This is a genomic window from Chryseobacterium sp. BGARF1 (assembly GCF_001677955.1).
In the GTDB taxonomy this organism is placed as follows: Bacteria; Bacteroidota; Bacteroidia; order Flavobacteriales; family Weeksellaceae; genus Chryseobacterium.
In genome coordinates this window covers 49,823-62,542 of record NZ_LELA01000041.1, presented here as the reverse complement: position 1 = coordinate 62,542, position 12,720 = coordinate 49,823, and the positions used below count along the sequence as shown (strand labels likewise).

Genomic DNA, 12,720 nt, shown 5'->3' with positions numbered 1-12,720 from the left:
TAATGGTTAATCCCGGAGGCGGAATTTCACAAACTCTAACCGTAGTAAACACCTGAGATGTAGACCAAGGGTTGAATGTTAAAGATCCTATACATTTATTTCTTACCTGTACTTCATAAATTTTATAAGAACTTAAACCAGTAATAGTATAAGAGTTCAACGGAGGTTGTGGTGTTCCTCCTGGAGGAAGAGGTGATTCCCAAGCAGTAGCAGGATCGCTTACCAATTTCCAACGCAATTCATAGGTAGCACCAGCTGCAAGCGGGCTCCAAGTTACTAAAGCTGATGTTGGAGTAATGCTAGTTACTGTAACGTTTGGAGGAGTAGGATCACATTTAGTAGTAAAAACATTATGAGAATAAATTCCAATATTTGTAACATTACAAACTGCTGCAACTTCTACTTCATAATCTGTTACAGGTGACAGTCCTGTTAAAGGGAAAGTTTGTGTTGGTCCTGCTATTGGTGCAACATCAAATGGTCCTGTTGCAGGTAACCATTGAGTAGAACCCACGGCTCTGTATCTGATTTTATAGGCAGCACCTCCATTATGTTGTGGCCATGAAATAATAGCTGAATTATGAGTTATAGTAGCTGGAGCTATAGTCACTACAGGAGTAGTATTGTTACAGATTCTGATAGCGATATTGTCTATAGAAGCTGGTTCTTGAGTTCCACCTGTAGCATTGTTTCTCCATTCGAATACAAGCCTCATAGTTACCCCTGCAAAAGTACTTAGATTAACATTGGTATTGATATATGATTGCCACAATGCCTGTTGGTTGAAATTTCCTCCTACTTGAATTCTTCCTGTAGCTGCCGTAATCTGAGTTCCTGCTGTAGGTGTAAAACTAGTAGGAACAAGCCAAACACGTAAATAATCGAGTGTTGTCTCTCCTTGAGCTTTCCAATCAAAAGCTATACTTGCAAGTGTAGTTCCTGCTGGTACTGCAATATCTCTGTATGCATGCACTGTACTTAGTGAGGTAATTGTGTACGCATTCGTTACACCATTGTCATTTGAAACATAAATAGAGTTAGGTGTATTTCCTGCTGCATTTCCGTAAACCCATTTATTGACCTGAGTTCCATTTACAAAACCAAAATCATTTGCTGCAAAAGGTTGAACATATGGAATCGTCGCAGGAATCTGTGTCGTTGTAAAGCTTGGTCCACCAATCCAGATGCTTGCATCTGTTGTGCTACATCTTGCTCTTACCCACCAATAATAGGTTGTATTAGGAATCAATCCAGTTAAAGGAACTGATGTTGCAGTCGTTGTTCCCGTTGGAGGTGTCGTTACAATTGGAGGTGTAGGATTGGTTGATAAATAATACTGATATCCTATCGCTGGTGCAGGTACAGTTGCGGTCCAGCTTATGGTAGCTGTACCCGAAGTTACTGCAGCTACAGCAGGTGCCGTAGGCAATTTACAGGTAGGAATAAGAAGATTTATATTATCAATCGCTCCTGCTGGCGGTGTACCTATACTTCCGTCATTTCTCCACTCAAAAACAAGACGTACAGTAGTTCCTGAGAAAGATGCTAGGTTAACGTTGGTATTCAGGTAGGTTTGCCATGCGGTTTGTGCATTTAGATTTCCTCCTATCTGAATTCTTCCTCCACCTGTAGCAATTTGAGCACCTGCAGTTGGAGTAAATGAAGAAGGCACAAGCCAAATCCTTAAATAATCACAACACGATTCTCCCATTGCAAGCCAATCAAATGATAAAAGCGCAGGTGAAGCAGCAGTGGTTCCCGCTGGTACTGCAATATCTCTGTAAGCCTGAACAACACTTGACGAAGCTACGTTATAGCTATTCGTTACTCCATTGTCATCAGAGATGTAAATAGAATTAGGTGTATTCCCTGCAGCATTCCCATAAAACCATTTGTTTGTTTGTGATCCGTTGACAAAACCGAAATCATTTAGGGTCGAAAAATTTTGGCTGTAAGGAAGTGTAGCTGGAATTTGCGTGGTTGAAAACCCTCCGCCTGCAGTCCATATACTAGAATCTGTAGCGCTACAAACTGCACGAACCCAAAAATAATAAGTGGTATTTGGTAATAAGGTAGTTAAAGTAACAGACGTTCCAGTACTTGTACCCGTAGGTGGTGTTGTACTGGTAGGAGGTGTAGAACTTGTAGAAACATAATACTGATATCCATTAGCAGGAGCAGGGGTAATCCCTGTCCAAGAAATAGTTGCATTAGTTGTTGTGATAGTATTTACAACTAAAGCAGTTGGTGAGCTACAAGTAGGAATCAACATATTAATGTTGTCAATAGCACCTGCAGGCGAAGTACCTACACTACCATCATTTCTCCATTCAAAAACAAGACGTACGTTAGCTCCTGCAAACGTTGCCAAGTTGATGTTGGTGTTGGTATAAGTTTGCCAGGTGGTTTGTGAATTCAGGTTAGCTCCTAACTGAATTCTACCTGCACCTGCTGTAATTTGCGTTCCCGGTGTAGGGGTAAAAGTAGTAGGTACTAACCAGATTCTAAGGTAGTCACAGCACGATTCACCCATTGCTCTCCAGTCAAATGACAAAGTTGCTGGTGAAGTAGCGGTGGTACCTGCTGGAACTACAAGGTCTCTATACGCCTGTACAACGCTCAAAGACGTATTAGTATAGTTGTTTGTAGTACCGTTATCATTGGAAATGTAAATAGAATTTCCCGCATTACCTGCTGCTGAACCATAAGCCCATTTATTGACCTGGGTTCCATTTAGCAAGGTAAAGTCATTGCTCGTGTTAAAATCTTGAGTGTAAGGTAAAGCTGTAGCTTGAGCTTGAAACAGTGGTATGAAACCAAAATTAGCAAAACACAAAAGAAGTAATAAAGAAGTAAAGGTTTTAATCATATATTAAATTATTTATTATTAACAAAATTAGTTCTTTTTTTTCTAAAATTTCAATTTACCTACATAAATATAATGAATGAGATATTTTTTGGAATCTAATGTTGTGAAAATGGCAATATTATTGGCGTTGTTCTGTTTTTCAATACTTAAAAGTGAATTAAATGTTTTTTTTTGGATAGTTTATTCTAATTTTTATTGTAGAAAAAGCAAAATGATTATTACCCAATTTTGCCTTAAAATAATTCAACTTTAAGAACTGTTTTCTCAGAGTGGTCTTGATTTTGCAAAAAGAAGTAATTACTGAAAATAAAATAAGATAAGCATATCAAAAGACCATTTTATGAACCGTAAAGAATTTCTCAGACATTCGCTTTTAGGAGTGGGAGCCTTGTATTTCACAAGCTTTTCATCAGTTCTGTTTGCAAAAAACACTGAAGCTAAATTAGAGACAGAAAATTTAGAAATTGATAATATTATTATTGGTTCCGGTTACGGTGGAGCTGTTGTTGCACTGCGCTTGGCAGAATCGGGACATGAGGTAACGATTCTTGAAATGGGGCTTAATTGGGAAAAATCTGGCGAAAAGTTTTCTCCAATGATTAGTCCCGGAAAATCTGCAGCTTGGTTGAGAACTAAAACGATAGCCCCATTTTTTAATATTTTCAACACCAAAAAATATACAGGAACGCTTGATCGATGGGATTTTAGCAATATCAAAATCTGGATGGGAAGAGGAGTTGGCGGAGGTTCTCTTGTCAACGGAGGAATGGCTGTTTTACCCAAAAAAAATTATTTCAGAGAAATATTTCCAGAACTGAGTACTGAAGATTTTTACGGAAAATATTTTCCATTGGCTGAAAAAGAGCTTGAAGTGAATTCTGCTGATGAAAATTTTCTCAAAAACTGCAGTTTCTATAAATTCAATAAAGTGGGTGAGCAAGAAGCTCATAAAGCTGGGTTTAAAACCGTGCGTGTTCCCAATGTTTATGATTTTAAATACATGGAAGCTGAATACGAAAATAAAGTTCCTCGTTCGGCTCTTGCAGGTGAAGTAATTTATGGAAACAACTATGGTAAAAAATCTTTAGACAAAACATATCTTAAAAAAGCCCAAGAAACAGGCAAAGTACATATTCATGATTTACATAGAGTTGAAAGTATTACAAAAGGTTTAGATAATACTTATATTTTAGAAGTTTTCCAGACAAATACTCTTGGTGAGATAGTTGCAAAAAAGAATATCGTTTGCAAAAAACTGTTTTTATGCGCTGGTACAATGGGAACTTTAGAATTACTTTTAAAATCATCAAACGATAATAAATTGACTTTAAATTCTGAAGTAGGACAAAACTGGGGCAATAATGGAAATTTCATGACCGGCAGAAATTTTGTCAAAACATTTTCCGGTGGAACTGGTGTAAATCATTCTACGATTCCTGTTGGAGGAATTGATAATTGGAATGATAAAGAACATCCGTTTTTTACAGAAATTGCGCCACTTCCGATGGGAATGGATGTGGCTACCTCACTTTATTTAATGATCAGTCCGGTGCCAGAAAAAGGTGCTGTGTTTTTTGATCCTGTTTCTAGAAAAATAGATTTAAAATGGTCTGCAGATAACGTAGCTCTTGCCAGAAAAAATGCAGAATATTTTATTAAAACAATGAATAAAGCAAACGGAGGAACAAGAGCGCACTTGCTTTTTAATAACGGATTCGGAGCCGATATTTGTTATCATCCATTGGGCGGTGCTGCATTGGGAAAAGCAACAGATAAAATAGGTAGGCTTTTAGGGTCTGAGCATCTTTATATCATTGATGGATCTTTAATTCCCGGAACTATTGGTGTTAATCCGTTTTTAACGATTACGGCATTGGCAGAATATTGCATTGAGCATATTATTTCCGAAGATTATTGATAAGATTTAATTATCGTTTCGATATTTAGAAAATATTTATAACTAAAAGCGGATGTTTATCATTGTAAACATCCGCTTTTTTATTTCTCTTAAAATATTAGTTTGTTTTAGCAGCCATTGAAACTGTGGTAGTCAAATCATCTCTTTTTAGAGTAACAAAATTTGCTTTTCCATCTTTAAAATCAAATTTTAATAGGTTAGGATAATCTGTCATTCTAAACAATCCATTTTTTAGATAAACCAGTTCATTATCATTTTTTCCTTTAAAATGGTCTAAAAGTTCTGACTCTACATAAAGACGGTTGTTTTTTTCTACTATTTTGGTTTCCATTCCTTGTGCGAAAAGAAAATCATCATACGTTCCGATAAGTTGCTTTTTTAGACTTGCAGGGATTTCCTGAGTTTTTTCATTCATTGTTTTTCCTTCCCAATTCATTACAGATAAGATTGTTTTTTGTGTTGCTCCCATCACAGGAAAACGATTTGGTTTTTCTCCATTGGCAAGAAATGCAAAACCATTTCCGTCTTTCATTGTTCCCATAACGGTTCCGCCAACTCCTGTATTTGAACCATTACAAGTAAACCAATCATAATTATTGTATCCAAAAGATTTTTGCCATCCGTAGCTCCATCCGCCAACTGCGTTTTTTAAAGCCGTTACTGCCGTTACTTTTTTGGCTACATTGTGAGAAATTACTTTGTTGTTTTTATTACGCAAAGCATTTTGCATTTCGATAGCAATTTTAGCTAAATCAGTTGGGGTAGACCATAATCCTGATGCTCCAACTTGTGGTGTAATTGGCAGACCTGTTTTTATTACTTTTCCGTCTTTGTCATGAACTGATGCAACATTCGTTAGAAATCCTTTTTCATTAGGTTGAATCATTGTTGTGTTTTTTAATCCAAGCGGAGAAAAGATGTATTCTTTTGCAAGCTCTGCAATCGGTTTGTTGAAAGTATCTTCCAATGCCATTTGAATGATTGTATAGCCACCACCGCTGTATTGCCAATCGGTTCCCGGCTCAAAGGTGAATTCAATTTCTTTATCATATCTCGGGATTTTTCCCAAAAGACTTTCTTCCAATGTAGGGATTTTTTCACCTTCGTAATGGTCTTCAAAACCGCTTTGGGTAGTTCCTGCAGTATGATTTAGAAACTGTTTCCAGGTCGGAGCTTTGTTTTCCGTGAATTTACTTTTTGGCAAGTGCCATCTCTTTAGAGATTTGTCAATCGGTTCATTTAGATTAATTAAACCTTTTTCTTCCAAAATAAAACAAAGAAGTGCAGTGATCGGTTTGGAAATAGAAGCCGTAGAAAACGCCGTATTTTCATCTATCTTTTCAGGAGAATTTGCTGACTTCTGACCAAATTGTTTGGTGTAAACAATTTTATAATTTTCAAAAACAACTACGCTAAATCCCGGAAGTTTATATTTTCCTAACTGTTCTTCAATTTTCAAACTGTCGGTAAGAAATTTATAGTCTTTTTTCTGAGCAAAAACCTGGAAGCTTGCCATTAATAATAAGAAGAAACTGATGTTCAATATTGTTTTCATTGTATTGTTATTTAAGGTTTAGATAAAAATTTATTTCAAGATATTTTCATAGATCACGTTCAACAGATTCTGTCTCATTTTCGAATCTCTTTTATTTAAAAGAATGATAATTCCCCAGTTTTTGGCTCTATTGTAACAGATAATTGATGATTGTCCCATAGAATCTCCGGATTTTAGATAAATGGTGTCTCCGTCTTTTGTATTGATGTTGAATCCCAATCCCATTTCTCGTTTAGCATCTTTATAATAAACTTTTTCTGCAATTAATGCGGCATCTGATATTTGATTTCCGCTGTTTAAAAGGACTTTCATATATTTAACCATATCAGAAGTGTTAGACTTTACCAATCCTGCCGGTGCAGTAACATTCCATAAGAAAAACTCTTGAGCTCCACCATCGGGATTATAGCCTGTTGTGATGTTTTTCACCTTGAAATCTTTTGTTAAAGTTTGGTTCATTTTTGTAGGCTTCAATATTTTTTCGCGAATAATCTCGTCATAACTTTTGCCATATACTTTCTCTAAAATCTGTCCAAGTAGCGTAAAATTGACGGTGGAATATCGAAAACTTCCATAATCAATAAGGTCTGTGCAGTTATTGATCATCGTTGCTAATGATTGCACTGTAACGCTGTTTACCGGTTGTTGCGAATTGACTTCTATTAATTTTTGGAAATCAATGTCAGGTAATCCCGATTGATGTGATGCCAAGTCTGAAATTTTAATTTTATTCTGAAGATTTTTCTGTAGAACATATTGTTTTGGCAGGTAACTGTCGATATAATCATCCAGTTTCAGTTTCTTTTCAACTGCCGCTTGCGCAATCATATTTCCAGTTAATAATTTAGTAATAGAAGCGATTTCGAAAATCGAATTTTTATCAATATTCGTTGTACTTTCTTTACTCAGTTTGCCATACGATGTGTAGAATTCTTTGTTGTTATTAATAAATCCAACGCTGATACCAACGTCAGGATTTTTTTGATAATTGTCTTTAATAATTGAATCGATTTTTTTTGTGAAATCCTGTCCAAAAGTAAAGTTGCAGATTAATAATGCTACAGCTAAGAAAGTGAATGATATTTTCATTGTATCGTTATTTAAGGTTTGATAAATATTTCGATACAAAGATGTGGAAGAGCAGAATCTTATACGACCGAATAAATGTATTCGGCCTTATTTCGATAAAAAAATTGGTATGAGTAATAAATTAGAAAGTACGAGTAATTACAAACGGTTGTTTTACACTGCTTTACGATAGGCTGTCGGAGTATTTCCGGTTTGTTTTTTAAAAGCTGTATTGAAAGAAGATTTGGAATTAAAACCAACTTCATACAAAATTTCGAGAATGGTAACCTTCGATTTTGATGAATCTTTTAGAATTTCCATGGCATTTTCAATTCGGTACGTATTGACGAAATCATAAAAATGCTGCCCTAATTGATGATTAATTAAAACAGATAATTCGCGAACGGGAACATTGATTTCTTTTGAAATATCCTGAATCTTTAAGTCCGGATTAAGAAAAGGCTTTTCATCAGTCATGTAATTTTTAAGCTTTAATAAATCTTCATTTAATGTTTCCGGCTCTATTGTTTTTTCTTCCAAAGGAAAATCGGAAACTAGCTTCATTTTTGAATCAATATTTCTGAAAAGTCCAGGATTATTGAGTGCTTTATACAGATACCAACAAGTGATAAAAGGTTGCGACAAGAGAATTGCTATCTTAATCCAATCCGAAATGTAAGGATAATCAGAAAATTTGAAAATATTTTTGAAAATAACAATCAGATAAAGAGCCGTCAAAACGCTGGTAAGCTGAAACAACCATTGATAAGAATTAAGATTTCCGCCTGAATTATTTTCCAGATAAAGTTTTTTTGCTCTTCTCAACAATAGAAAAATTGCCGTAAAATATATCAGAACCTGAAGATGAAACAACCAATGAGTCAACTGCAACTCTATCATATTTTGGCGATTGACGATGAAATCGAGCTTTGAAGCAACATCTACACTATAAAATCGGGGAATAAGAGCAATATTTGAAACTAAAAATGGCAGTAAATGAATGAGATATTTTGGTTTCAGCTTAAAATCGGAATAACAAACCGATAAAACATAAAGGTAAAAAGTGGGAATCTGCAAAAAAGCCAAGGTTGTTCTCAACATTCCCAAATTTGAAGGACCATCTGAAATTAGGCTAATAAATGGTTCGCTAATATCAACAGCAGAAATAATTAAAAAAAAAGCAAAAAGACGATTGCTGGTTTTGTGCTTTGTTTTAACAGCGAGCATAAAAAATGCCAAAAAAAGTGAAATGAACAGCGAGATGCCCGTTACAATATTTAAGAAATTATCCATTCACCAGATCTCTTTTAAATTATAGTTTTTTGTGCTGTAAATATAAATGAATTGCCAAGAGATACCACACTCATATTTCCAAAATTTTATGAATAATAAAACCTGAGTCCAAATGGTATGAATTATTTGTTTTTTTAATACTTAATAATTTAAACCGCAAAAGCATCAAAAGATGATAGGCTGTTTTTAGACAATCAAAAGTTTACAAAATAGATGTTAATCATGCTTAGTTTTGCAAGCTTTTGAATTTCTATTTTTTCAATCATTTCTTTTGATGCTTTTGCGGTAAATAAAAATACTTTAAAAATCAATAAGCCGCTTTTTCAGATTTAATGCAGACATCTTTATCCCTTTATTTAAATCCAGGTTTTATTGTCATAAGCAGCTTCCCAGAAATAATATTCCATTCGGGATGAGGTTAGAAATGCTTCTGTCATTTTTTCTCTAATCGCAGGAGTTGTAGAAGCGGCTACCTCATCACAGATTGCAATAGCTTGTTGTACGGCATCTGCAAACTCTTCACCGCCATACGTTTCAATCCATTTTTGGTAAGGATTATTTTCAGATTGTATGGTATTGTAAATGTGGTCTCCTACTTTTTTATAAATCCAAAAACATGGCAATACTGCCGCCATCGCTATTTCTACGGAATCTAGGGCAGCTGTACTTTTAAGAAAGTGTACATAATGATGACAGACAGGCTGCATTGTACCTTTATCTTTTAAGCCAAAATCTTTAAAATACGATTCATGAAGAGCGTTTTCTACAATAATTGCTGTTTCTGCATATTTTAGATATTGCAAGGTATTACTAATATCATGCGCTCTTGCTGCAATCAGCGCCAATGCTCTTCCGAAATGCTCGAGATATAAAGAATCCTGAGCCATGTAAAACTGAAATTTTTCTTTCGGAAGACTTCCATCTGCCAATTGAGAAACAAAAGGCATGGTAAGAATAGCTTGATAGCGCTTTTCAGTTTGTTTCCAGGTTAATTCAGACCAATTCATTTTTAATTATTTTATGAGGATCAAAAAAGTGATTAAGAGGACCATTTCCTTTTCCGACGACAACATCTTTTCCGTTTTTAATAGCTTCAAAAACATATTGTTGTGCCAATTCAACCGAATTAAATAAATCTTCGCCTCGTGCAATAAAAGCAGCAATTGCCGAAGAAAGCGTACAGCCGGATCCGTGGGTGTTATTTGTTGCAAATTTTATGGTTTCAAAACTAGATCGTTTACCGTTTTCTTCAAACAATAATGAAGTAACAGTTTGCAATTCCTGATGTCCACCTTTGAGAAGAATATTTTTACAGCCTGATTTTAAGATCTTTTCACCCGCAATTTTCATATCTTCTAACGTTTTAACCTCCATTTTTGCCAATATAGAAGCTTCATCCATATTCGGGGTGATAATTTCTGCGATAGGAAATAATTGTTCAACAATGGTTTGAATGGTTTCTTCTTCGATCAAGCGATGTCCGCTTGTGGCAACCATAACAGGGTCAAATACGATGGGGATTTTTGGATATTTACTTAACGTTTTTACAATAGTTTCGACCAATTGAGACGTATGAACCATTCCAATTTTAATGGCATCCGGAAAAATATCGTCGAGTACAGCTTCTATCTGCTCTGCTACAGCTTCCATCGGAATGGGGTATATTTTTCTGACACCCATTGTATTTTGAACCGGAAGTGCAGTAAGTACCGATGTTGCATAACATCCCAAAGCTGAAAATGTTTTGATATCAGCCTGTATTCCTGCGCCGCCACTGCCGTCAAAACCTGCGATCGTAAGAACGGTAGGATAAGTATATTTTTTCATTTTACTATTTCATTTTTAATTTCGTAGGCTGCTTTTTCAGGATCTTTGGCAGCACAAATGGCAGATACAACAGCTAATGCATCTGCTCCGGCTTTTATAATGGAGGCTGCATTTGAGGAGTTGATATTTCCGATGGCAACGAGTGGTTTGTCTGTAAGAGATTTTATTTTTGATAAACCTTCCAGTCCCCATTCAGTCACTGTATCTCTTTTGGTGTTGGTGTTAAATATCGGACTGATCCCCAGATAATCTGACAATTCTGTGTTTACATTTTCCAGCTGACTGAGATATTCAATAGAATATCCAATCATTTTATCTTTAAAGAACAATTCATTTCTGAGACTTGACGGAGCTTTATCATTATTCCCGACATGAATTCCTGCCGAACCAACTTTTTCAGCAACCTCAAAATGGTCATTAATGATAAGTGGAATATTATATTTATCGGTGATCTCTTTTAATGCGAATGCTTTGCGAAGAAAGTCTTCTGTTGAGGTATTTTTTTCACGCAACTGAATAATATCAACACCACCTAGAATCGATCTTTCTGCAACTTCAAGAATATCTTTTCCTAAACAATCTTTTTCGGAAATGACTAAATACAATGAATAAGGAAATGATGGTCTTAAAATCATTGTTTTAGCATTTTTAAATGATCATAAAACTCATCTTCTGTAATATTATACAGCTTATCAGTAATATTGAGCTGTAAACTTCCCGGACCTGCGCTTTGTTTTGCAGCTATTTCTCCAGCAATACCGAGTAAACTCATTGCAGAGACAACCGCTTCAGTTTTATTTTCAATAACTCCAATGAAAGAACCAATCAGTGCAGTTGCTGTACAACCTAATCCGGTGACTTTTGTCATCATCGGATGACCATTTTTTAAATGAATCTCTTGATTTTCACTAATAATAATATCAGTTTCTCCTGAAATACAAACTAATGATTTGTGGTTTTGAGTCAATATCTTAGCAGCTTCTATCGCTTCATTACTTTTTGCAGTACTGTCGACTCCTTTTGTAATCGTATTACTGGATTTTGAAAGAGCAATAATCTCAGAAGCATTCCCTCTAATCACCGTTGGGTTCAAAGAAAGAAGCTTGGTTAAAACCGAATCACGATAAGATGTTGCTCCGGCTCCAACAGGATCTAATATCCAGGGCTTGTTTAATTCATTTGCTTTTTTTGCAGCCAAAAGAATTGATTCTCCCCAATATTCATCGATTGTACCAATATTGATGACCAATGAGTGAGAAATATTCACCATTTCTTCCACTTCAGACTTTGCATGAGCCATTATAGGAGATGCGCCAATTGCCAAAACTGCATTTGCGGTATTGTTCATTACTACATAATTGGTGATATTGTGAACTAGGGGAGAAGTGTTTCGTATTTGTATGATGTTATTCCACAGATTATTTTCCATTCTACTATTTTTATCAATAAAAGCTTTAGGATAAATCCGGAACAACAGTCATCATTTAAGAAGATGACATATTGCTTTTCCCTACGTCGGTGTAAGCCGTATCAGGTTCAAAGGGACTCTCTCAATTCTTTTCAGAATACCCCTAAAGCGTACACAAAAGTATTGAATTTTTTTTTAAAACCGCAAAAGCGACAAAAGATCTTATGATGAAATTAAGTTATACAAAAGTTAGCAAAACAAGCGATAAATGAAAATTTCACATTTTTTTTAACTGTTGAATTTCCCTTTTTTAAAAACAAAACACCCTAAAACAGATGTTTCAGAGTGCTTTTATTTATAATAATTGATAAAATATTAAGCCGTTAGTTTTTCGATTTTCCCTAATACATCATCGATATCGAAGGGTTTAGAAATAAATTCATCCGCATTGCAAGAATTGATCACATTTTCGGCTTTTGCATGAGCACTGATAATCATTACCGGGATCTTTGAAGTAGCTTCGTTTTCTTTTATTTGATTGCATAAATCAGTACCTGAGCCATCAGGAAGTCGTACATCTAATATAAAAACATCCGGAACAACCGATTGATCTCTATTGCTGAAGGCTTCAACGTTGGCAAATGAACGTACATCATAATTTTCGAATGACAGGAGTAGTTGCAATGCATCTCTGATGCCCGTCTCATCTTCTACGATAAAAATTGTTTTCATACATCTTGCTTGGCAAAAACAAAGCCAATATTGGTATTGCGTGCAAAAAT

10 protein-coding genes and 1 riboswitch are annotated in these 12,720 nt (G+C 35.3%); of the genes, 1 reads left to right on the top strand and 9 read right to left on the bottom strand.

Annotation, left to right across the window (positions count from 1 at the left end; genetic code table 11):
• Positions 1-2,869: fibronectin type III domain-containing protein (locus AB671_RS07340; protein WP_185114069.1), on the bottom strand; the 2,869-nt coding region annotated here is incomplete at its 3' end.
• A 340-nt stretch (positions 2,870-3,209) separates the two neighbouring features.
• On the opposite strand from AB671_RS07340, the gene AB671_RS07335 reads away from it, so the two are divergent.
• Positions 3,210-4,787, top strand: coding sequence for a GMC oxidoreductase (locus AB671_RS07335; RefSeq protein WP_066676202.1), 1,578 nt, complete (start codon positions 3,210-3,212; stop codon positions 4,785-4,787).
• 97 nt (positions 4,788-4,884) lie between these two features.
• Here AB671_RS07335 and AB671_RS07330 read toward each other — a convergent pair whose 3' ends face one another.
• From AB671_RS07330 to AB671_RS07295, 8 genes are all read right to left on the bottom strand, one after another.
• Positions 4,885-6,342 carry a serine hydrolase domain-containing protein gene (locus AB671_RS07330; protein ID WP_066676206.1) on the bottom strand — a complete coding sequence of 486 codons (1,458 nt, stop codon included), beginning with the start codon at positions 6,340-6,342 and terminating at the stop codon, positions 4,885-4,887.
• A 30-nt stretch (positions 6,343-6,372) separates the two neighbouring features.
• Complete coding sequence (locus AB671_RS07325) at positions 6,373-7,431, bottom strand: serine hydrolase domain-containing protein (protein WP_066676207.1); 1,059 nt, start codon at positions 7,429-7,431, stop codon at positions 6,373-6,375.
• Positions 7,432-7,584: 153 nt separating this feature from the next.
• Positions 7,585-8,703, bottom strand: a complete 1,119-nt coding sequence (locus AB671_RS07320) for a helix-turn-helix domain-containing protein (protein WP_066676208.1) — start codon at positions 8,701-8,703, stop codon at positions 7,585-7,587.
• Between the two features lie 356 nt (positions 8,704-9,059).
• Positions 9,060-9,710, bottom strand: a complete 651-nt coding sequence (gene tenA / locus AB671_RS07315) for a thiaminase II (protein ID WP_066676209.1) — start codon at positions 9,708-9,710, stop codon at positions 9,060-9,062.
• Positions 9,697-10,530: a bifunctional hydroxymethylpyrimidine kinase/phosphomethylpyrimidine kinase gene (gene thiD, locus AB671_RS07310; RefSeq protein WP_066676210.1), complete on the bottom strand. Its 834-nt coding sequence runs from the start codon at positions 10,528-10,530 to the stop codon at positions 9,697-9,699. Before thiD ends, tenA begins: the two co-directional genes overlap by 14 nt.
• The gene (gene thiE / locus AB671_RS07305) at positions 10,527-11,165 is read right to left on the bottom strand and encodes a thiamine phosphate synthase (protein ID WP_066676211.1); all 639 of its coding nucleotides are present in this window, start codon (positions 11,163-11,165) and stop codon (positions 10,527-10,529) included. Before thiE ends, thiD begins: the two co-directional genes overlap by 4 nt.
• The gene (gene thiM / locus AB671_RS07300) at positions 11,162-11,959 is read right to left on the bottom strand and encodes a hydroxyethylthiazole kinase (protein ID WP_066676216.1); all 798 of its coding nucleotides are present in this window, start codon (positions 11,957-11,959) and stop codon (positions 11,162-11,164) included. Before thiM ends, thiE begins: the two co-directional genes overlap by 4 nt.
• Before the next feature lie 61 nt (positions 11,960-12,020).
• Positions 12,021-12,113, bottom strand: a riboswitch (TPP riboswitch).
• Between the two features lie 200 nt (positions 12,114-12,313).
• On the bottom strand, positions 12,314-12,670 hold the full coding sequence (locus AB671_RS07295; protein WP_066676218.1) for a response regulator: 357 nt from the start codon (positions 12,668-12,670) through the stop codon (positions 12,314-12,316).
• Positions 12,671-12,720 lie beyond the last annotated feature (50 nt).